The 19,744-nt window shown below is 31.1% G+C and carries 26 protein-coding genes; 17 read left to right on the forward strand and 9 right to left on the reverse strand.

The genetic code is table 11. The features are described from left to right. Positions 1 to 120: 120 nt before the first annotated feature. The 5 genes from ELQ16_RS10155 to ELQ16_RS09990 form a co-directional block, all read right to left on the reverse strand. The gene (locus ELQ16_RS10155) at positions 121 to 813 is read right to left on the reverse strand and encodes a potassium channel family protein (RefSeq protein WP_208335063.1); all 693 of its coding nucleotides are present in this window, start codon (positions 811 to 813) and stop codon (positions 121 to 123) included. A gap of 34 nt (positions 814 to 847) precedes the next feature. Then, entirely contained in the window at positions 848 to 1,000 is a 153-nt protein-coding gene (locus ELQ16_RS09985; RefSeq protein ID WP_166739657.1) for a hypothetical protein, read from the reverse strand. 93 nt (positions 1,001 to 1,093) lie between these two features. Then, complete coding sequence (locus ELQ16_RS05150; protein WP_134238498.1) at positions 1,094 to 1,306, reverse strand: hypothetical protein; 213 nt, start codon at positions 1,304 to 1,306, stop codon at positions 1,094 to 1,096. A 23-nt stretch (positions 1,307 to 1,329) separates the two neighbouring features. Beyond that, on the reverse strand, positions 1,330 to 1,737 hold the full coding sequence (locus ELQ16_RS05155) for a hypothetical protein (RefSeq protein WP_134238499.1): 408 nt from the start codon (positions 1,735 to 1,737) through the stop codon (positions 1,330 to 1,332). Between the two features lie 20 nt (positions 1,738 to 1,757). Beyond that, positions 1,758 to 1,925 (reverse strand): hypothetical protein, encoded by a 168-nt coding sequence (locus tag ELQ16_RS09990; RefSeq protein ID WP_166739658.1) that lies wholly within the window; start codon positions 1,923 to 1,925, stop codon positions 1,758 to 1,760. A 170-nt stretch (positions 1,926 to 2,095) separates the two neighbouring features. Between ELQ16_RS09990 and polA the strand changes: the two genes are divergently transcribed. Genes polA through motB form a run of 3 tightly spaced genes read left to right on the forward strand, consistent with a single transcriptional unit; the run spans position 2,096 to position 6,277 of the window. Beyond that, a complete protein-coding gene (gene polA, locus ELQ16_RS05160; RefSeq protein ID WP_134238500.1) occupies positions 2,096 to 4,735 on the forward strand; it encodes a DNA polymerase I in 2,640 nt (879 codons plus the stop codon). Between the two features lie 10 nt (positions 4,736 to 4,745). Next, the gene (gene motA / locus ELQ16_RS05165; RefSeq protein WP_134238501.1) at positions 4,746 to 5,519 is read left to right on the forward strand and encodes a flagellar motor stator protein MotA; all 774 of its coding nucleotides are present in this window, start codon (positions 4,746 to 4,748) and stop codon (positions 5,517 to 5,519) included. Between the two features lie 11 nt (positions 5,520 to 5,530). Next, positions 5,531 to 6,277: a flagellar motor protein MotB gene (gene motB / locus ELQ16_RS05170; RefSeq protein ID WP_134238502.1), complete on the forward strand. Its 747-nt coding sequence runs from the start codon at positions 5,531 to 5,533 to the stop codon at positions 6,275 to 6,277. A 3-nt stretch (positions 6,278 to 6,280) separates the two neighbouring features. Here the strand turns inward: motB and flhB are convergent, their stop codons facing one another. Continuing rightward, a complete protein-coding gene (gene flhB, locus ELQ16_RS05175; RefSeq protein WP_134238503.1) occupies positions 6,281 to 7,357 on the reverse strand; it encodes a flagellar biosynthesis protein FlhB in 1,077 nt (358 codons plus the stop codon). Between the two features lie 123 nt (positions 7,358 to 7,480). After that, on the reverse strand, positions 7,481 to 8,077 hold the full coding sequence (locus ELQ16_RS05180; protein ID WP_134238504.1) for a peroxiredoxin: 597 nt from the start codon (positions 8,075 to 8,077) through the stop codon (positions 7,481 to 7,483). A 285-nt stretch (positions 8,078 to 8,362) separates the two neighbouring features. Here ELQ16_RS05180 and ELQ16_RS05185 point away from each other — a divergent pair, with 285 nt between their 5' ends. The 7 genes from ELQ16_RS05185 to rpsU all read left to right on the forward strand — a co-directional run bounded on the left by ELQ16_RS05185 (position 8,363) and on the right by rpsU (position 12,004). Then, positions 8,363 to 8,647, forward strand: coding sequence for a 4Fe-4S binding protein (locus ELQ16_RS05185; protein WP_134238505.1), 285 nt, complete (start codon positions 8,363 to 8,365; stop codon positions 8,645 to 8,647). Between the two features lie 166 nt (positions 8,648 to 8,813). After that, positions 8,814 to 9,227 (forward strand): nucleoside-diphosphate kinase, encoded by a 414-nt coding sequence (gene ndk / locus ELQ16_RS05190; protein WP_134238506.1) that lies wholly within the window; start codon positions 8,814 to 8,816, stop codon positions 9,225 to 9,227. After that, positions 9,227 to 9,583, forward strand: coding sequence for a hypothetical protein (locus ELQ16_RS05195; RefSeq protein WP_134238507.1), 357 nt, complete (start codon positions 9,227 to 9,229; stop codon positions 9,581 to 9,583). The genes ndk and ELQ16_RS05195 overlap by 1 nt, the downstream gene beginning before the upstream one ends. Before the next feature lie 9 nt (positions 9,584 to 9,592). Continuing rightward, positions 9,593 to 9,739, forward strand: coding sequence for a 50S ribosomal protein L32 (gene rpmF / locus ELQ16_RS05200; RefSeq protein WP_070282971.1), 147 nt, complete (start codon positions 9,593 to 9,595; stop codon positions 9,737 to 9,739). Positions 9,740 to 9,745: 6 nt separating this feature from the next. After that, complete coding sequence (gene plsX, locus ELQ16_RS05205) at positions 9,746 to 10,732, forward strand: phosphate acyltransferase PlsX (RefSeq protein ID WP_134238508.1); 987 nt, start codon at positions 9,746 to 9,748, stop codon at positions 10,730 to 10,732. Continuing rightward, entirely contained in the window at positions 10,707 to 11,714 is a 1,008-nt protein-coding gene (locus ELQ16_RS05210; RefSeq protein ID WP_134238509.1) for a beta-ketoacyl-ACP synthase III, read from the forward strand. Before plsX ends, ELQ16_RS05210 begins: the two co-directional genes overlap by 26 nt. A 77-nt stretch (positions 11,715 to 11,791) precedes the next feature. After that, positions 11,792 to 12,004, forward strand: a complete 213-nt coding sequence (gene rpsU, locus ELQ16_RS05215) for a 30S ribosomal protein S21 (RefSeq protein WP_009649620.1) — start codon at positions 11,792 to 11,794, stop codon at positions 12,002 to 12,004. On the opposite strand, the gene ELQ16_RS10535 is transcribed toward rpsU, so the two are convergent. Further along, positions 11,979 to 12,203: a GrpB family protein gene (locus ELQ16_RS10535; RefSeq protein ID WP_208335065.1), complete on the reverse strand. Its 225-nt coding sequence runs from the start codon at positions 12,201 to 12,203 to the stop codon at positions 11,979 to 11,981. The two genes, rpsU and ELQ16_RS10535, sit on opposite strands and share 26 nt — an antisense overlap. Positions 12,204 to 12,312: 109 nt before the next feature. Further along, complete coding sequence (locus ELQ16_RS10540) at positions 12,313 to 12,429, reverse strand: GrpB family protein (protein ID WP_208335066.1); 117 nt, start codon at positions 12,427 to 12,429, stop codon at positions 12,313 to 12,315. 200 nt (positions 12,430 to 12,629) lie between these two features. Between ELQ16_RS10540 and ELQ16_RS05225 the strand changes: the two genes are divergently transcribed. From ELQ16_RS05225 to ELQ16_RS05255, 7 genes are all read left to right on the forward strand, one after another. Beyond that, the gene (locus ELQ16_RS05225) at positions 12,630 to 13,232 is read left to right on the forward strand and encodes a UPF0323 family lipoprotein (protein WP_134238510.1); all 603 of its coding nucleotides are present in this window, start codon (positions 12,630 to 12,632) and stop codon (positions 13,230 to 13,232) included. A gap of 9 nt (positions 13,233 to 13,241) precedes the next feature. Next, the gene (locus ELQ16_RS05230) at positions 13,242 to 14,408 is read left to right on the forward strand and encodes a glutathionylspermidine synthase family protein (RefSeq protein ID WP_134238511.1); all 1,167 of its coding nucleotides are present in this window, start codon (positions 13,242 to 13,244) and stop codon (positions 14,406 to 14,408) included. Between the two features lie 40 nt (positions 14,409 to 14,448). Next, positions 14,449 to 15,381 carry a D-2-hydroxyacid dehydrogenase gene (locus ELQ16_RS05235; RefSeq protein WP_134238512.1) on the forward strand — a complete coding sequence of 311 codons (933 nt, stop codon included), beginning with the start codon at positions 14,449 to 14,451 and terminating at the stop codon, positions 15,379 to 15,381. Further along, positions 15,371 to 15,862: a YajQ family cyclic di-GMP-binding protein gene (locus tag ELQ16_RS05240; RefSeq protein ID WP_134238513.1), complete on the forward strand. Its 492-nt coding sequence runs from the start codon at positions 15,371 to 15,373 to the stop codon at positions 15,860 to 15,862. The genes ELQ16_RS05235 and ELQ16_RS05240 overlap by 11 nt, the downstream gene beginning before the upstream one ends. A gap of 12 nt (positions 15,863 to 15,874) precedes the next feature. Continuing rightward, positions 15,875 to 16,348, forward strand: a complete 474-nt coding sequence (locus ELQ16_RS05245; RefSeq protein WP_134238514.1) for a hypothetical protein — start codon at positions 15,875 to 15,877, stop codon at positions 16,346 to 16,348. An 8-nt stretch (positions 16,349 to 16,356) separates the two neighbouring features. Then, on the forward strand, positions 16,357 to 18,084 hold the full coding sequence (locus ELQ16_RS05250) for an ATP-binding protein (protein ID WP_134238515.1): 1,728 nt from the start codon (positions 16,357 to 16,359) through the stop codon (positions 18,082 to 18,084). Positions 18,085 to 18,203: 119 nt separating this feature from the next. After that, positions 18,204 to 19,565, forward strand: coding sequence for a DASS family sodium-coupled anion symporter (locus tag ELQ16_RS05255; protein ID WP_134238516.1), 1,362 nt, complete (start codon positions 18,204 to 18,206; stop codon positions 19,563 to 19,565). Positions 19,566 to 19,744 lie beyond the last annotated feature (179 nt).

A 19,744-nucleotide genomic window follows, 5' to 3' on the forward strand; every position in this document is an offset into this window, starting at 1 on the left:
ATAAAATCCAAATACTTATTTTATCTTGTTTAAAAAATGTATATTAATGTAACAAAAGAATAATTAAAATTCAAAAAAATATAAATAAGAGTTTTTATATCCTAAAAATTTAATGAAATATTAAGCAGATTTATTTCTTGCAGTGATTTGATTAACCCAAATTCCCATCGCTACCACAACGATAATTTGCCCTAAAAAGCCTTGCAAAATGCTAAAAAATCTTAACAAACGACTCACAGGAGTAATATCGCCATAACCCACAGTCAGCATAGTTACACCGCTAAAATACAAACAATCTAAAAAACCTTCAATTCGATTAACTGACTTTAAACCCAAATTTTCGTCCCATTGCCAAAAATTTCCTATTCCTTTAATAGGCGTTTGAAATTGCACCTTTATGCTTTCTTCTTGTAATTTATCAAATTTTAAAGTCTTATCCGCTTTTAAAATCCTATCGTAATTATCCACATCGCAAGAAAAATAATACAAATTTCCATAAGCAAACCATATCAATACATAAGAACTTAAAATCATTACAAATTTTTCTTTAATGTCAATCTTATGTCCAAATGCAGCCCACATTGTAATGGTTAAAAATATCAACAAAGCAAAAACAACAACAATGGTAAAAATATTTAAAAAAATAAGCAATAAATCAGCACTTAACTTTCCTGTAGCATAAATGGCGATTTGATCGAAAATAAAACTAAAAACCAAAGGAGTTAAAGCAAAACTGATCCATATCAATATAAATTTTTTAGTACTTCTATAATAAATATTTTTATAATGATTGATCAGTCTGTATATAAGCAATTTTAATCCTAAAAATTTAATTTTTCTAATTGTATCAAACTTTTAAATTTTTGAGTAATTCTTTTACATAGTCAATTGCCTCGTTTTTCCTTGCTCTAAAATGTGCTTCACTTTCAGGCTTTCCCATCAAATATCCTTTTTGGATATCCGTAGGACTTTGCAAAACCTCCAAATCCTTTTCCAACATTGCTTTAAGCTTTATAAGATCGCTTTGGTTATGTCTTTTGCTTCTTACTTCACTTAAAATTGCAGAATTGATTTTAAAAGGTTCGTTAATACCTTAAATAGACATAGTTTCCCTTACGGCATTAACAAACATAGCACCACCTAAGAGCTCCACCTCTTTTGCACTTACTGCATGAGGCGGTGCTTTTTTGTTTTCTTCTTGGGCATCTTCTAAAATCTCAGAAAAATTTTTATTTTCTTGCCGATGATTTGAAATTTCGCTTTTTTGCAAATAAGCATTAGTCAAACAATCATTTGTAATCTTCATAAAACTCTCCACACGCAAGATAATCAAACTTTTATGTCTTGCAAAATTTCAAAAAGAAAATCTTTTGCTTTATTGTTTAGTCTTTGATTTTCTTCTTTTGTCATACCTGGCAATACTGCATTAAAGTTATTGTTTAACGCAAAAATATCTTTATTAATTTCCACCGCAATTTCACTTGGAGTATCTGCTTTAAGTCTTTCTTGTTGAACTCTTTTCATTTTTCCAAAAATATTATCTAAAGAACCGCTTTCTTGATAATCCTCAATTAATGAAGCAGTCAAAAATGCGGCTCCGGTTCTACAAAATACATCAAGATCTATTTTTCCATTTAAATAATCTTCCCAAACTTTATCCCTTACATCTTTATAAGTTGATATTCCATCATCTTCTTTTACATTTATTGTAGCTTGAATTAATTTGCATACTCTCACCTTTCAAATTTTTATATCTTTTAATAAGTCGTTTGGATAATCAATAGCCTTATTTTTCTTAGCTCTAAATTCCGCAGCACTAGAAAGAAAAAAGCTTTCAACATTTTCTGGATCAAATTTAGAGCATAGCGATTGATATTTCCACCAGCTATAGTATTTACACCCTGCCCCGTTATGTCTTTAAACATGCTTGCTCCTTTGATTTTAAATTATCTATATGCATTATAATCATAAGCAAAAATTATTCCAAATAAACATATTTAACAAGGTAAATAATTTTAATACTAATTTCAAACTATTTAACCTATTTTAAAACTTATCTTTGGAATAATAAAGCAAAAACAAACTCAGAGGAAAAATGAAAACTTTAACAATAATTGATACTTTTGGATTTTTTTTCAGGCTTTTTTATGCCCTTAAAGGACTTAAAAACTCTCAAGGTGAAGCCAGTGGAATGGTGAGTGGTTTTGCTAATTTTATTTATAGTTTAAAAAACGAGCATAAAAGTGATTATATTATTTTTGCGCTTGATTCTAAAGGCAAAACTTTTCGTAGTGAAATTGACCCAAATTATAAGCAAAATCGCACCCCGCCACCACCAGAGCTTTTAGCACAAATTCCGGTCTGTATAGAGATGATAGAAAAAATGGGCTTTATTAGCATTTCACAAGAAGGCTATGAAGCAGATGATATCATCGCTTCTTTTGTAAAAACTTGCAAAGATAAAGAGATTTTTGTTCGTGTAGTAACACAAGATAAGGATCTTTATCAGCTTATAAAAGATGGCAAAGTAAGCATTTATAGTCCTATTTCTAAAAACGACTATGATGAAGTGGCGTGTTTAGAAAAATATGGAGTGAAACCTTGTCAAATTCGTGATTTTTTAGCACTTTGTGGGGATAGTTCGGATAATATCCCAGGAGTTAAAGGTATAGGCGCAAAAGGAGCTAAAACCTTGCTTGATGAATTTGGTAGTATAGAAGGAATTTATGAAAATTTAATGCTGGTACGCAATGAAAGAAGCCGTAATTTGCTTTTAGAAGGTAAAGAAAATGCTTTTTTAAGTAAAAAACTTGCCTCTTTATATGAAGATTTAAATTTTGATAATATGCTTGAAAAATCATCTTACCCAAGTGATGAACCTCTTTTAAAAGTGCTTGAAATTTTAGAGCGTTTTGAACTTAATGCTTTGCTTAAAAAACTCCGTCAAAACCCTGATAATAAAGATAAAAATTTAGGCTTTAAAGCTACTTTGATCCAAGATGAAAATAGGCTTTTTGAAATTTTAAACTCACTCCCTAAAGATAGTATTATAGCTTTTGATACAGAAACTACAGGACTTGACACTAAGAAAGCAAAAATTGTTGGCTTTAGTTTTTGCATGAGTGAAGAAGAAAGCTTTTATGTGCCATTGTCTCATAATTATTTAGGGGTTGGCAAGCAAATTTCACTTAGTAGTGCTAAAAAGGCCATAGAGCTTATATACTCGCACTTTATCGTAGGACATAATCTAAAATATGATTTTAAAATCATAGAAAATAATTTTGGTTTAAAAACACCTTTAAAATACGCCGATACTATGATTTTAGCGTGGCTTAAAAATCCATCTTTAAGGGTAAATATGGATGATTTGGCTTTAAGGCTTTTTAATTATGAAACTTTGCATTTTGAAAGCTTGGTAAAAAAAGGTGAAACTTTTGCAAGTGTGGAACTTGAAAAAGCTTGTAAGTATGCTGCCGAAGATGCTTATATTACTTTAAGATTTTATCTTTATTTTCTTAAAAATCTTGACGCTAATTTGCTAGAACTTGCGAAAAATTGTGAATTTGAGTTTATAAAAGTCATCATGATGATGGAAGAAAATGGTATCAAGATAGATACTAATGCACTAGAAATTTTAATGAAAAAATTTGAAAATGAGATTAAAATTTTAAGCGAAGAAATTTACACGCTTTGCGAAGATAGACTTAATTTAAATTCGCCAAAACAAGTAGGCGATGTGCTTTTTGAAAAACTCAAGCTTCCAAGTGGTAAAAAAACTAAAACGGGCTATTCTACTGATGAAAAAGTTTTAAATAATCTTTTAGATAAACACCCTGTGATTGCTAAATTGCTAGATTATAGAGAGCTTGCTAAGCTTTATTCTACTTATTGTGAGCCTTTGTTAAAGCTTGCTTTAAAAGATGAAAATTCAAGAATTTATTCTAGTTTTTTACAAACTGGCACTGCCACGGGTCGCCTTTCTTCTAAAGATCCAAATTTGCAAAATATCCCTGCACATGGACAATATGCAAAAGACTATAAATCCTGCTTTGTAGCTAAAGATGACTTTAGTTTTATAAGTCTTGATTATTCTCAAATCGAGCTTAGAATGCTTGCACATTTTAGTGAAGATGAAAAGCTTTTAGAAGCCTTTAAAAATGATGAAGATATACACGCAAAAACAGCTATTATGATATTTGGAGAGAGTAATTATGAAACAAGAAGTGTGGCAAAAAGTATTAATTTTGGTTTAATTTATGGAATGGGCTATAAAACCTTAAGCCAAAATTTAAAAATCGAAGCAAGTTTAGCTAAAACTTATATAGAAAAATATTTTGAAAATTTTACTAGCATTAAAAACTATTTTGAAAAAGTAAAAAATGAAGCTAAGCAAAATGGCTTTATCATAACTTTAAGCGGACGAAGGCGCTATTTTGACTTTGAAAATGCCAAGCCTATGCAAGTGGCTATGTATGAAAGAGAAAGTATAAATTCTATACTTCAAGGCTCAGCAGCTGATATCATAAAACTTGCGATGATAGAAATTGCTAAAGATTTAGATGAAAATAAAAAATTAATTTTACAAATTCACGATGAGTTAATTTTTGAAATTAAAGATGAATTATGTGAAAATTTTGTTAAAAAAGCTAGTGATATTATGGAAAATATAGTAAAATTAAAAGTAAAATTAAAAACAAGTTCAAGCATCGCTAAAAAATGGGGCGATTTAAAATAAGGAGAATTTAATGGATCTTTCAACTTTACTCGGAATAGTTCTAGCTACTGTAAGTATTTCCGTTGGTGATATTTTAGAAGGCGGAAATCCTTTGCATGTTATTCATCTAAGCTCCTTTCTTATAGTGATCCCTACCGCAGCCTTTTGTGCTATGACTTCAACTCATAAAAAAATTGTAAAAGCGGCTTATAAAGAATTAAAAATTGTATTTACAGGTGCAAAAGTGAATTTACCAGAACGCATTGCTCAAATGATAGAATTTTCAATCATTGCAAGAAGAGACGGGCTTTTAGCGCTTGAATCAAGAACTAACGAAATTGAAAACGAATTTTTAAGAAATGCTATGATGATGATGGTCGATGGAAAAAATTTTGATGAAATCAAAGAAAGCATGGAAATTCAAACCGAAGAATTAGAAGAATATTACAAAGAATGCGCAGAATACTGGACACGATTTGGCGAAACTTGTCCTACTATGGGGCTTGTTGGAGCGGTTTTAGGACTTATGCTTGCTTTGCAAAAACTTGAAGATCCGCAAGCAATGGCGATGGGTATTGCAGGAGCATTTACCGCTACAGTTACAGGAATATTTGGATCTTACGCTCTTTTTGGTCCTTTTGGTGCTAAACTTAAAGCTAATGCAATGGATTTGGTTAAAGAACAAGTTGTTATCATGGAGGCAATAAAAGGTATAGCAGAAGGTGCAAATCCTAGAGATTTAGAAGCAAAATTATTTAATTTCTTAGGAAAAAATGATGTGCGTATTTCCCAATTTGATAAATAAAAGAGCTTAAAATGAGTAAAAAACGCAAGTGTCCAGAATGCCCAGCTGGAGAAAGATGGGCTGTACCTTATGCAGACTTTTTGAGTTTACTTTTAGCACTTTTTATTGCTCTTTGGGCAATTTCTGAAAGCAATCCTGCGAAAGTTGAAGCATTAAAAACTGAATTTATTAAAATTTTTGACTTCACTCCCTCTCAAACCATAGAACAAGAAACTCAAAATCAAAAACAATATAAAGGTGCAGCAACAAAACCAAAAGATGAACTAGAAGCCCTAAAACTTCTTATAACAACCCAACAAGAAACCATAGCTAAACTTAAAGCTGCTTTAGACCAATCTGAAAATCAAATAGCCCTTAATTTGCCAGCGAGAGTGGAATTTGCCAGAGGCAGTGCTGATATTGTTTCTAATGATGTCAATGATTTCCTTAAAAGAATGGTTGAAGTGACCCTTAAACTTCCCACTCAAGTTCAAATCGAAATTCGTGGATATACAGATAATAGTGATAGTGCGTTAAAAAGTTACAATTTAGCTTATCAAAGAGCACAAAAGGTAGCTGAGTATTTTATCAATGGTGGTGTCAATGTTAAAAATATTAGCCTCAAAAGTTTTGGAGTAAATCAACCTCTAAATAATGATCCACAATCCACGGAAAACAACAGAGTTGAAATTTACTATAAAATAGATACAGAAGATACTCAAACTCAAAAATCTGTACTTGAAATTATTAAAAATTTTAATCAAAAAAATACCGATTAAACATTATTGAAGGCGACTTGCAAATTTTTGGCGATTTGAAGTGTAAACAAAACTTAACACTTCAGCTACAGCCTTAAAAAGCTCCCTAGGGATTAAATCTCCCACATCACAAAGTTTATAAAGCTCTCTTGCTAATGGAGGATTTTCATATACCAAAACATTATTTTGATATGCAATCTCTTTAATGCGAAGTGCTAAAAAATCAACTCCTTTTGCTAATACCTTTGGTGCATTTTCTTTGGTATTATCATAACGAATTGCTACTGCATAATGTGTAGGATTAGTGATCACCACATCAGCCATTGCAACATCTTGCACCATCCTACGCCTTGCAGCTTCCATTTGGAGGCGACGAATTCGAGCTTTAACTTGAGGATCTCCCTCCATTTGTTTATACTCATCCTTAATTTCTTGCTTACTCATACGCAAACTTTTAAAATACTGAAAACGCACTAAAAAAACATCTAAAATACTGATAATTAAAAATGCAATGATTACAATAGTAGCCAAAATAATCGCCTTATCTCTAAGCCATATCATTTGCGAAGCAATATTGTAAAGTTCGACTTTAGGAAGTTCTTTCATAAATTGTAATAAAAAAATAAAAGCTATAATAAAAACAACTCCAACTTTTAAAGTAATTTTTACAGATTCTATTAATTTTTTCAAGGAAAATAAGTTTTGCAAACCTTTTAAAGGATTAATCTTTCCCAAATTTGGAGTAATAGGCTTTGTGGTAAAGATAAAGCCAAACTGCATTACATTGCCTACAATTCCAGCTATCATAATGCTGATAACAATAGGAAAAAGCATAATAATAAGCTCAAACATTGTTTTAATCATTATAGATTGTAAAATTCTTATATCAAATTCAACTCCGATAAAATTTTGATAATACCTATATAAATTTTCAATTCTATTACCCAAAAATCCTATCAAAAACAAAACAACCACAATAGCTACAATCAAAGTTATAACAGCAGCCGCATCTTGACTTTTAGGAACATTGCCTTCTTTTCTAGCATCCTCTATCTTTTTACTCGTGGGCTCTTCTGTTTTTTCTTGATCATCTGCTGCCATTACTATCCTTATATAATTTATATATTAAAAAAATAAATCAGATTATATCATTAATTTTAAAAGTAAGATTAAAAAATACAAATTAAAGAAAGAATGAAAAGCCCAAAAAGGGCTTTTTGAAAATTAAAGTTTAGAAACATTTTGATTTAAATATTCCGCTACACCTTTAGGATTTGCTTTCATACCAGCATCACCTTTATTCCAACCTGCTGGACATACTTCACCATGCTCATTTGTGAAAAGCATAGTATCTACCATTCTAATCATTTCATCGATATTTCTACCAAGTGGTAAGTCATTCACTACTGCATGGCGGATTGTTCCATCAGCATCTAATAAGAACGAACCTCTTAACGCAACAGCTTCGCCAAACAATACATCAAAATTTCTAGCGATTTGTTTTGTTAAATCTGCAACCAATGGGAATTGAACATTACCAATACCACCTTGATTTACTGGAGTATTTTTCCAAGCAAAATGCGAAAATTCATTATCGCAAGATACACCAATAACTTCAATGCCTCTATTTTTAAATTCTTGGTATCTTTTATCAAAAGCAATAATCTCTGAAGGACAAACAAAAGTAAAATCTTTTGGATAGAAAAATACAACTGCACCTTTTGGACCTATATTTTTATAAAGATTAAAATCTTCAACTATTTCATTGTTTCCTAATACAGCTGGTGCTGTAAAATCCAAAGCTTTTTTAGTTACTACCATAATTTTCTCCTAAATAATAAATTTTATTAGTAAGGAAATTATATCATTTAAATCTTATAATATATTTAAATTTTTTATATCATTAAAAATTTTTAGTAATTTTATAGCCTCAACTATATTTTAATTAAATATTTAAAAAATGCTAATCAATACTAAAAAATTATATAAAAATATTTTAATATTTATTATCAAAATATATATTTTTTTGATTATCAAAATTTTTAGTTTTTTTAAGAATACTATGTTAAAATATTTTCGACAATATCAAAAATTAAGGAGATTAAGATGGCGGTAAAAATTACAGATATTTGTATAGCCTGTGGTTCTTGTATAGATGAATGTCCTGTGGGTGCTATTGTGGATGATGCAAATAACCCAGAAAATGAAGATAGATATTATGTCTATGCAAACAAATGTGTTGAATGCGTAGGACACAATGATCAACCAGCTTGCGCAAGTGCTTGCCCAACAGATGGCTGTATAGTATGGAGCAATGTAGCTTCAGGACAACCAAGTCGTGATAATATTGATGCAAGTATGAGAAACGGAGATACCCCTGTTTTTGCTTAAAAATTTCTTGCAAATAAAACACAAAATTTTTAGTTATTGACTCATAATACTCAATAACTAAAAATCATTTAACTTTTTTTAAAAAAAAATCAGTATAATTCTAAACTTTAAAAAAATCTAAAAAAGAATTTTAGTTAAATTTCAAAATTTGCAAAAGGAGTAATTTATGGAAAAAACTTTGTCTATAATTAAACCAGACGCTGTTAAAAAAGGTGTTATAGGTAAAATTCTAGATCGTTTTGAAAGCAATGGTTTAAGAATTGCAGCTATGAAAAAAGTTCAGCTTACAAAAGAACAAGCAGAAGGCTTTTACGCTGTGCACAAAGAGAGACCTTTTTTTAAAGATTTAGTTGAATTTATGATTAGCGGACCTGTTGTAATTTCTGTTTTAGAAGGTGAAGGTGCTGTTCTTAAAAATAGAGATTTAATGGGGGCAACTAATCCAAAGGAAGCAAAAGCGGGAACAATCAGAGCAGATTTTGCCCAAAGCATTGATGCAAATGCTGTTCATGGTAGCGATAGTTTAGAAAATGCTAAAATCGAAATTGACTTTTTCTTTAAACCAAATGAAATTTGTTAATGAAAATAGCTTTTTCTAAGATAAATTCAGTAGATTATCCCTTCAAGTTAAATCTTGAAAATGTTATCTTTGAAGGGAAAATTTCAAAAATTAATCCCAAATTGCTTAAAATAAATGCTATAATGTCTGGTTTTGTTTATAGACCTTGTGATAGCTGTGGTGAGGAAATAGAACTTTCACTAAATGAAGACATAGAAGTCTTTGCAAGCGATGGGATATTCAAAGATCAAGAAAATGAGCTTAGCAATACAATAGAATTTTTTGATTCACAAATAGATCTAATAGAAATTGCTATAAGTGAGCTTGAAGCTTATTTGAGTGATTATTTTTATTGTTCAAAATGTAATACAAAATAAGGAGAAAAAATGGCAGTACCTAAGAGAAGAGTAAGTAAAACTCGTGCAGCAAAAAGAAGAACTCATTACAAAGTTAGCCTTCCTATGCCTATAAAAGATAAAGATGGAAGCTATAAAATTCCACATCGTGCCAATCCTACAACTAAGGAATATTAATATCCAATGATAAACATTGCTATTGATGCAATGGGTGGTGATTTTGGAGAAAAACCTATTATAGATGGTGTTATACAAGCTTTACAATCTGAAGAATTTAACGCTATTTTAGTAGGTAACTCTGAAATTTTAAAACCCTTAATACCAAAAGAATTACAAAAATTTATTACCTATGAAGAAGCTAATGAAGTTTTTTCTATGGAAGAAAACGCAACAGACGTTCTAAAACGCAAAGAAACTTCAATATACAAAGCTATTGAACTCATCAAAAATCAACAAGCTCATGCTGTTGTTTCTGCTGGACATAGTGGGGCTAGTATGTCTCTTGCTACTTTAAAAATTGGTAGAATTGAAGGAGTATTAAGACCGGCCATAGCTACATTAATGCCAAACATTAAAGGAAAAACATTGGTTTTGGATGTTGGAGCTAATGTAGATTGCAAAAGCGAACATTTATTGCAATTTGCTCTTATGGGCGAAGCTTATGCGAAAGAAGTAATGGGTATAAGTAAACCGCGTGTTGCCCTACTCTCAAATGGGGAAGAAGAATGCAAGGGTAATGAGCTTACAAAAGAAACCCATCAGCTGTTAAAAAATATGCACAATTTTATCGGAAATGCTGAAGGTAGAGATATTTTTAATGGCAATATTGATGTTTTAGTCTGTGATGGTTTTAGTGGAAATATCATCTTAAAATCTTGCGAAGGCGTAGCAGGAGCCATAGTTAAAATGCTAAAAATAGAAATTAAAAAATCTTTTTTAAGTACACTTGGGGCTTTATTGATGAAAAAAGCATTTATAAATCTTAAAAAACAAATTGATTGGCAAGAATATGGTGGAGCGCCCCTATTAGGTGTTGACGGTTGCATGATTATAAGCCACGGAAAGAGTGACGCAAGAGCCATTAAAAATGCCATCTTTCAAGCCATTAAATTCAGTAAATCTAATATAAATAAAGTTATAGAAAATGAAATCAAACAACTCAATTCCTAAAAAAGCTTCTCTTAAGAGTATAGCAGCATATGTGCCCGAAAAAATCTTAAGTAATCAAGATTTAGAAAAACTTGTCGATACAACAGATGAATGGATACAAAGACGCACAGGAATTCAAGAAAGACGCATTGCTCAAGATTATGAAAATGCAAGTGATTTAGGGACAAAAGCCGCCATTAAAGCCTTACAAAGAGCAAATTTGAAACCAAGTGATATTGATGCTATCATTGTAGCAACGCTTAGCCCTGATTATTTCACTATGCCTTCAACCGCATGCAAAATCGCTGCAAATTTGGGACTTAAAAATATTACAGCATTTGACATTTCGGCTGCTTGCTCAGGTTTTATTTATTTGCTTGAATTAGCAAAAGCTATGGTTGAAAGTGGTGCAAAAAAAAATGTTTTAATCGTAGGTGCAGAAAAAGCAAGTTCAATTATGGATTACAGCGATAGAAGCATTTGTATACTCTTTGGAGATGGTGCTGGTGCAGGAGTAGTAAGCCTAGATACTCAAAATCCTATCATCGATGTGCATACAGCAAGTGATGGAAAATTTGGCGATTTATTAATGACAGAACGCTCATCAAGTTCGAATATTTGTTCCAGCCTAGCAATGAAAATGAAGGGCAACGAAGTTTTTAAGGTAGCCGTGCAAACCCTTAGCAATGATGTAGTTGAAATTCTAAGCAAAAATCAAATTTTAGCATCAGATATCGATCTTTTTATCCCACATCAAGCCAATTTACGCATCATTAAAGCCGTACAAGAAAAACTAAATTTAAGTGATGAAAAATGCGTTGTAACTGTACAAAAATATGGCAATACATCAGCAGCTTCCATTCCTATGGCAATGAATGAAGCCTATGAGGAAGGAAGACTTAAAAAAGGCGATTTAATTTTACTTGATGCTTTTGGCGGAGGATTTACTTGGGGCTCAGCCTTATTGAGATTTGGCGGAGAAAATTTTTCATCATTACAATAATCAATTTTTATTTAAATTTAATAAAAATTTGTTAAAATTAAGTCCCAAATTTAAATTAAAGAAAGGTGGTGAGGATAGTGCCAGGAATCAAGGTGCATCCTAACGAGTCTTTTGATGAAGCGTATCGCAAATTCAAAAAACAAGTGGATAGAAATCTAATTGTAACTGAAGTTAGAGCAAGAAGATTTTTTGAGCCTATGACTGAAATTCGCAAAAAACAAAAAATTTCAGCACGCAAAAAAATGCTTAAAAGACTTTATATGCTTAGACGCTACGAGTCAAGACTCTAACCCAAAAGCCCGAAAGGGCTTTTTTATGCCAAATCAAAACTTCACTTTCTAGTCTTTTTACCAATTCATCTTTACCATCACAATATTTTTCTATATCATAAGGATAAAGCTTTGTAAGCTTGATTTTTAAACTTTCATACTCTTTGGCTTTTTCTTTAAAAGTATTAAGATAATCTCCAAAAACAAGATGTCTTATGATATTAACTCATCATCATCTCTAAATATATGAATTTGATGCGTTCTATGAAAATCTCCTTTGCGAAAATATCTTTTATTTTGAATACCAAATTCTCCCATACACTCATAAGCTAAATTTTCAAATTCACGGTTTTTTCATCGACTTTTTCAAGATCTTTCACTACTATTAAAATATCAATGATGGACTTAGCTTTTATACCTACAATTGCTATGCTTCCTAATATAATAAACTTTACTTAAATTCCATTTTAAAATTTCTTCAAGAAAAGTTTTTTCCGACAAAAACATTCTTTTATAATTATTATCATAATTACACATTTTTATTTCCTGCATCTTTATCTTCTTTTAAATATTTTGAATTTTAAGAGTTAATTGATTATTTTTTGTTAGAATTTTGCAAAAAATCTTTAAATTCTTAGGAAAAACAATGAAAAAAATTAAAAAAATCATTCAAATTGGTATGATAAGCGGAGTAGCAGCAGTTGCAAGCGGTGTGTTAGTAGGCTGTAGTAGCAATGAAAACAACGACACACTAAGTCAAGTAGCCCAAACACAAGGTGCTTTTGTTATTATCGAAGAAACCGCACCAGGACAATATAAAATAAAAGAGCAATTCCCAAGCAACGAAACAAGAGTAGTTTTACAAGATCTCAATGGCACAGAAAGGGTTTTAACTAAAGAAGAAATGGATGCCCTTATTAAAGAAGAGGCTGCAAAAATCGACAATGGAACTTCAAATTTAACCAAAGATAATGCACAAGTTAGTAGTGGAGGTCTTTCTTTGGGTGAAACCTTGCTTGCAAGTGCAGCGGGTGCAATTTTGGGAAGTTGGATAGGTTCTAAACTCTTTAATAATCAAAATTTTGCAAATCAACAACGCGGGGCATTTTCAAACCAAAGCGCCTATCAAAGAAGCGTAAATAGCTTTAACAAAGCAGGAAGCACAACGCCTAGAACAAGCACTACAAAATCAGGCTTTTTTGGTGGCGGTTCTAAAGCTACAAGTTCAAGCTCATCTTTTGGTTCTTAAGGTTTTACAATGAATTTAATACAAGTAGAAAAATTACAAGAAAATTATCTTGAAAGTATAGGTTTTTCATGGCACACAGACAATGATGGTAGTGCTTATGTAAGTGATAAATTAGTCGCTGTAAAAGAAAGCGAAGCTAATGCATACTACGAAGCGGCCAATGAACTTTATGATATGTTTATAGCCGCCGCACAAGAAGTAATTGATAATAATCGCTTTGATGAACTTGGCATTCCTTTTAATCTCGTTGATGCAATTAAAATGAGTTGGGAAAATGAAGTGCATTGGCATTTATATGGGCGTTTTGATTTAGCTGGTGGGCTTGATGGAAAACCTATCAAACTCATAGAATTTAACGCAGATACTCCAACAGCTCTTTTTGAAAGTGCTATTTTACAATGGGCCATTTTAAAACAAAACGGTATGGATGAGAGTGCACAATTTAACAGTATTTATGAAAGCTTGATGGATAATTTTAAAAGATTGATCACGCTAGATGAAAGCATAGAAGATTTTGAAGAACATTATCAAGGTTGGAAAATTCTTTTTTCTAGCGTTGCAGGCAACAAAGAAGAAGAAATGACGACAAAACTACTCGAACACATAGCCAGCGAAGCAGGTTTTGAAACCAATTTTTCTTATGTAGATGAAGTAGAATTTAGTGAAGATGGAATTTTTAAAGATGGGGTTAATTATGAATATTGGTTTAAACTCATTCCTTGGGAAGATATTGCCATAGAAGAAGGTGAACTTGCCATGCTTTTAACGCAAATTATGAACAATCAAAAAGCCATTATTTTAAACCCAGCTTATACACTTTTGTTTCAATCTAAGGGAATTTTGAAAATTTTATGGGAACTTTACCCAAATCATCCTTTACTTTTAGAAACAAGCAATGAGCCTTTAGCAGGTAAAAAATGTGTTAAAAAACCTGTTTTTGGTAGAGAAGGTGCAAATGTTAGCATAATTGAAAACAACACCATAATAGAAGAAAAAATGGGACCTTATGCAAATAATCACTTCATCTATCAAGAATACACAGAATTTAATAAACACGAAAATGAATACTACCAAGCGGGTGTTTTCTTTGCTTATGAAGGTTGTGGTTTAGGGTTTAGAAAAGGGGGTATGATTTTGGATAATTATTCCAAATTTGTAGGACATATTATAAAATAATGTCCTTAGATTTCACAAGAATTTAGCAAAAAGGATAAAAATGAAAATTGTATGCTTAGATGCAGCAACTTTAGGCGGAAGTGACTTATCTGCCTTTTCCACCTTGGGTGAATTTATAAAATATGATTTAACACCAAAAGAAGAAGTGATTTCTAGGATAGGTGATGCAGAAGTTATTATGATCAACAAAATCATCATTGACAAAGAAGTGATTGATGCTTGCAATTTTAAACTCATCCTTGAAACAGGCACTGGAGTAAATAATATCGATGTCGCTTACGCAGAACAAAAAGGCATCATAGTAAAAAATGCTGCTGGATATTCAACTAAAAGCGTTGTGCAACATACCTTTGCTTTGCTTTTTGCCTTTTTAAGTCAAATTCCTTTTTATAAAACTTGGTGCGAGCAAGGACAATGGTGCAATAGTCCTATATTTACAGATTATAGCAGAATTCTTCATACTCTAGCAGGAAAAAAACACGGCATTATAGGGCTTGGCACCATAGGCGAAGAAGTGGCTAAAATTTCTACTATGTTTGGTGCAAATATTTGTTATTACTCCACTTCAGGAAAAAATAACAACTCTACTTTCAAGCAAGTTAGCCTAGAAGAAATGCTTACAACTTGTGATATTATAAGCATTCACGCACCTTTAAACGATAAAACAAAAAATTTACTTACTTTAAAAAAGCTAAAACTCCTAAAAGATAATGCCATTTTAATCAATGTTGGCAGAGGTGGGATCATCAACGAGGCAGATTTGGCTCAAATTTTAGATGAAAAAAACATACGCGTAGGGCTTGATGTTTTAGAATTTGAACCCATGAAAAAAGATCATCCACTCTTAAGCATCAAAAACAAAGAAAACCTTATCATTACTCCGCATGTGGCTTGGGCAAGTGTCGAATCTTTAGAAAATTTAATCGATATTGTATTTAATAATCTTAAAACTTGGATAGAAAATGGCAAATGAACATAGTTTTGATATAAGCGGAGAAATTAATAAACAAGAATTAAAAAATGCCTTAGAACAAGCTAAAAAAGAGCTTGATGGTCGCTACGATCTTAAAGGTATTAAAAATGAAATTGATTTAAATGAAAAGGAAAGTGTATTTAAGCTATGTTCTTCAAGCGAAGGAAAACTTGATGTTTTAAAAGATATTATCATTTCAAAACTCATCAAAAGAGGCATAAATCCTGCAGGCATTAAAGAGCTTTCTCGCGAAAGTGGCGCAATGTTTCGTTTAAATTTAAAAATCAACGATACAATTGATAGCGAAAATGCTAAAAAAATCAATAAAGCCATCAAAGACAGCAAGCTAAAAGTAACTTCAAGTATTCGTGGAGAAGAAATTCGCGTGGTTGCAAAGCAAATTGATGATCTTCAAAGCGTGATGAAGCTTGTCAAAGAGTTAAATTTAGAACTAAATATTAGTTTTAAAAATTTAAAATAAGTTGTTACGAAATTGCGAAAATATTTTGCTTTATTTTTAATATTTTTTTTAAGCGCTTGTGCTATAAAACCTACGCAAACAAAGACCCAGACTGTGCATTTTGCTCTTTTAAGTCCTGAAATTAAAATTGCAGATGCAGGGTTTTTAAAACAAAACAAGCAAGAAATTAAACTTGAGCTTTACAAGCTCGCCCATTTAATCCTTAAACTCAAAATTGATAAAAAAATTTGTGCAAATCAAGCTTGCTATCCTAAGCTTGCATTTAATGCAAAATATTTTAAAAATTATTATTATGAAGATTTTTTAAGCGATATTTTATTAGCCAAACCTCTTTTTAATGGAAAAAATTTAGAAAAAACACGTTGCGGTTTTAAACAAAAGATTAATTCTCAAAATTATGAGATTGAATATGAAATATGCGATCTTAAAATATCTTTTTATGAGAAAAAAAATAAAATTAAAATCATTCTAAAAAGAATTAATTAGGAAATATAATGGAAAAATTAAAAGAATTTTTAGACAGCAAAAATATCAAAACAAGCCAAATTTTTAAAGAGTTAGAATGTAATGAAAACGAGGCTTTAATCTTGCAAGAGCTTTGCAAAAATCATGTTGGAGCAAATTATAATGTTAATACCTTTAGCTTGCTGGTAGGAATTTTTGGGCAAGCACAATACAAATATTTAGATCATCTAAAGGACTTAAAACACTTAATAGATCTTGGCTATGTTACACAAAATACAAATATTTTTAAAAATAATGAATTTGGAAAAATGCAGAGCTCTATTTTAAATTTATTGCAAAACGATATTGGCTTAAGCGAGCATTTTTTACAATTTCTAGAAAACAAACCTTTGTTTAATATGTCCAAAACCGGAGCTTATGAAGATTATTTAGATTATTTAAAAGATGAATTTAACCGCATTGAATTATATCAAAAATTAAGTTTTCTAAATTCAAGCAAAACTAATAAAGAATTAAAAAATCAAATCAAAAACTACGAACAACACATTAAAGAAAGATTAAAATCAAGCAAATTTTCCAATGTTTTAACAGAAATTTTCAAAGAAAACAATTTAAATCTTAAAGAACAAATTATCTTTTTAGCACTTTTAAAAGAAGAATACACCATCAGTGGTGAAAATTCAAACGCAAGAGAGATGAATTCTTTGTTGCTTTTGGTGAGTGAAGGCGAATTTGAAAGATTGAAAAATAAAAATTTATTGGATGAAAACTCGAAACTTATTGAAAGAAATTTGGTTGATTATGATGAATATTTAAATCCTTTCGGAGAAATTACTAAAAGTTTTTTTCTAAGTGATGAAGTTTTACAAAGAATTGTTAATTTTAAAGAACCAAAAGAAAACAAAAAAATTCAGCTTAAAAATGCTTTAAAAGAACAAGATATATTTGAACTTATAGAGCCAAACACGGATATTAACGATGTAATAATGCCACAAAAAACAAAAGAACTTTTGCAAAATATTTTAAAACAACAAAACAAACAAGTCTTAGAACGCTTAAGTAAGTGGGGTATTAAAACAAATAAAAATATTGAAGCAAAAATCATTTTTTATGGCCCTGCAGGGACTGGAAAAACAATGTCTGCACTCAGCATGGCAAAATCAATGAAAAAAGCTGTTTTAAGCTTTGATTGTTCCAAAATTTTAAGCAAATATGTAGGCGAGAGCGAGCAAAATGTGCGAAAAATTTTCGACACTTATAAGGAAATTGCACAAAATTGCAAACAAAGTCCTATTTTGCTTTTAAATGAAGCAGATCAATTTTTAAGCACGCGTGTTGAAAGTAGCTCGGGTGCTGATAAAATGCACAATCAAATGCAAAATATTTTTTTAGAACAAATTGAAAAATTCAGCGGAGTAATCATCGCCACTACTAATTTTTTAGAAAGCTTAGATAGTGCTTTTTCAAGGCGTTTTGACTATAAAATAGAATTTAAAAAGCCTGATTTTAAAGAGAGATTATTAATATGGGAAAAAGCTTTACCGAAAAACGCAGAATTTGATAAAAAATTTGATAAAAATATCTTAGCAAATTATGAGTTAAGCGGGGCACAAATTATTATGGTGGTTAAAAATACAGCCTTAAAAGTAGCCATATCTAAAGATGGAATTTTCAAAATGACTGATTTTTTAGAATTCATACAAAAAGAGTTAAACTCAAGTTTTGATACCGTCAAAACCGTAGGCTTTAATGCATAAAAAAGTTACACTATAAAAATAAAAAGCACAAAAATATCTTCTAAATTTTTGGCACAAAATTGAGATTTTAGATATAATTGTTACTTTTATTAATCAAAATTTTACAAGGAGTTTTACCTATGTCACCTTTTGTTAAGGCAAGTATTGTGATAGCAGATATTGCTATATTCATTGCTCTGCTTCTTTTTTTACCTTTTGAAACAAAAATCAATCAAGCTTTGGCAATTTTGATTTTTGTGGCTATTTTATGGTTAAGCGAAGCTTTGCATGTTACAATTACGGCTTTATTAATCCCTATTTTGGCAGCTTGTATGGGGCTTATGAGCACTTCTAAGGCTTTAAATAGCTTTGCAGATTCAAATATTTTCTTATTTTTTGGTGGCTTTGCTTTAGCTGCAGCTATGCATTATCAAGAGTTAGATAAAATCATCGCTAGAAAAGTTTTAGCTTTAGCGCGTGGAAATTTCGCCCTTTCTATACTTTATATTTTCTCTGTAACCGCATTTTTATCAATGTGGATGAGCAATACCGCAACCGCTGCGATGATGCTTCCATTGGCACTTGGAATGCTTTCTAATGTCGATCCAAAAGAAAATCGCAGTACTTATGTTTTTGTTTTACTTGGCGTTGCTTTTAGTGCAAGTATAGGAGGCATCGGAACCTTAGTAGGCACTCCGCCAAATGCTATTGTTGCTACAAATTTAAATATTACTTTTTCTGAATGGCTAAAATACGGCATTCCAATGGTTATCATCTTTATGCCTTTGATGATAGTTACTCTCTATGCTGTTTGCAAACCGAAGCTTAAACAAGAAGTTACTATGCAAATTGAAGATATTCCTATGGATCTGAAAAAATACATTACTTTAGCCATTTTTGCTTTCGTTGCCATTTTATGGATTTTTAGTGCCAAGATCGAGCCTTTTTTAAGCTCACTTTTAAATCTTAAAAAAATTGACAGTTTTGATAGTATTATCGCAATTGGCGCTGCGATTTTAGTGTGTTCTTTTGGTGTTATTAAATGGACAAAAGTACAAGAAAATACCGATTGGGGTGTTTTAATGCTTTTTGGTGGCGGTATTACTTTAAGCGTTATTTTAAAAGACTCTGGAGCAAGCAAACTCTTAGCAGATGGCATTGCAAATTTAATTAAAGATCAAAATGTCTTTTTGATTGCCCTTGTTATTTCTTTCTTTATAGTTTTCTTGACAGAATTTACCTCAAATACTGCTTCAGCTGCACTTTTGGTTCCGCTATTTATCTCCATAGCTCCTGCTTTTGGCGTTCCTGAGCTTGGACTTGCATTAATCATTGCTATCGGTGCTTCATGTGCTTTCATGCTGCCAGTTGCCACCCCGCCAAATGCCATAGTTTTTGGTACAGGTCACATCAAGCAAAGTGAAATGGTTAAAGTAGGAATTTATCTAAATATTGCCTGCTCTTTTATCATCGCAATCGCAGCTTATTATTTTTGGTTATAAATTTCTTGTGCTTTTTAGCACAAGAAATCTTCGAACTTATTTAAAAATTTAATCTTTCAAATTACCATTCGTAAATTATCAATATGTCATTTGCTTTTTTTAATCAACTATACAAAATTTAAGCCTAATTTCACGGGGGGGGGTATAATGAATTTTCAACATTCAATTTAAAGGATAAA

The organism is Campylobacter sp. US33a (assembly GCF_004378855.1).
Classification (GTDB): domain Bacteria; phylum Campylobacterota; class Campylobacteria; order Campylobacterales; family Campylobacteraceae; genus Campylobacter_D.

Coding starts and splice junctions, on each gene's coding strand:
- rpmF (WP_070282971.1), top strand. CDS start 9,593: ATGGCAGTACCTAAGAGAAGAGTAAGTAAAACTCGTGCAGCAAAAAGA.
- ELQ16_RS09990 (WP_166739658.1), bottom strand. CDS start 1,925: ATGTTTAAAGACATAACGGGGCAGGGTGTAAATACTATAGCTGGTGGA.
- ELQ16_RS05210 (WP_134238509.1), top strand. CDS start 10,707: ATGAAATCAAACAACTCAATTCCTAAAAAAGCTTCTCTTAAGAGTATA.
- ELQ16_RS05185 (WP_134238505.1), top strand. CDS start 8,363: ATGGCGGTAAAAATTACAGATATTTGTATAGCCTGTGGTTCTTGTATA.
- ELQ16_RS05235 (WP_134238512.1), top strand. CDS start 14,449: ATGAAAATTGTATGCTTAGATGCAGCAACTTTAGGCGGAAGTGACTTA.
- ELQ16_RS09985 (WP_166739657.1), bottom strand. CDS start 1,000: ATGTTGGAAAAGGATTTGGAGGTTTTGCAAAGTCCTACGGATATCCAA.
- plsX (WP_134238508.1), top strand. CDS start 9,746: ATGATAAACATTGCTATTGATGCAATGGGTGGTGATTTTGGAGAAAAA.
- motA (WP_134238501.1), top strand. CDS start 4,746: ATGGATCTTTCAACTTTACTCGGAATAGTTCTAGCTACTGTAAGTATT.
- ELQ16_RS05240 (WP_134238513.1), top strand. CDS start 15,371: ATGGCAAATGAACATAGTTTTGATATAAGCGGAGAAATTAATAAACAA.
- ELQ16_RS05225 (WP_134238510.1), top strand. CDS start 12,630: ATGAAAAAAATTAAAAAAATCATTCAAATTGGTATGATAAGCGGAGTA.
- ELQ16_RS05195 (WP_134238507.1), top strand. CDS start 9,227: ATGAAAATAGCTTTTTCTAAGATAAATTCAGTAGATTATCCCTTCAAG.
- ELQ16_RS05255 (WP_134238516.1), top strand. CDS start 18,204: ATGTCACCTTTTGTTAAGGCAAGTATTGTGATAGCAGATATTGCTATA.
- polA (WP_134238500.1), top strand. CDS start 2,096: ATGAAAACTTTAACAATAATTGATACTTTTGGATTTTTTTTCAGGCTT.
- ndk (WP_134238506.1), top strand. CDS start 8,814: ATGGAAAAAACTTTGTCTATAATTAAACCAGACGCTGTTAAAAAAGGT.
- ELQ16_RS05250 (WP_134238515.1), top strand. CDS start 16,357: ATGGAAAAATTAAAAGAATTTTTAGACAGCAAAAATATCAAAACAAGC.
- ELQ16_RS05150 (WP_134238498.1), bottom strand. CDS start 1,306: ATGAAGATTACAAATGATTGTTTGACTAATGCTTATTTGCAAAAAAGC.
- flhB (WP_134238503.1), bottom strand. CDS start 7,357: ATGGCAGCAGATGATCAAGAAAAAACAGAAGAGCCCACGAGTAAAAAG.
- motB (WP_134238502.1), top strand. CDS start 5,531: ATGAGTAAAAAACGCAAGTGTCCAGAATGCCCAGCTGGAGAAAGATGG.
- ELQ16_RS05230 (WP_134238511.1), top strand. CDS start 13,242: ATGAATTTAATACAAGTAGAAAAATTACAAGAAAATTATCTTGAAAGT.
- ELQ16_RS05180 (WP_134238504.1), bottom strand. CDS start 8,077: ATGGTAGTAACTAAAAAAGCTTTGGATTTTACAGCACCAGCTGTATTA.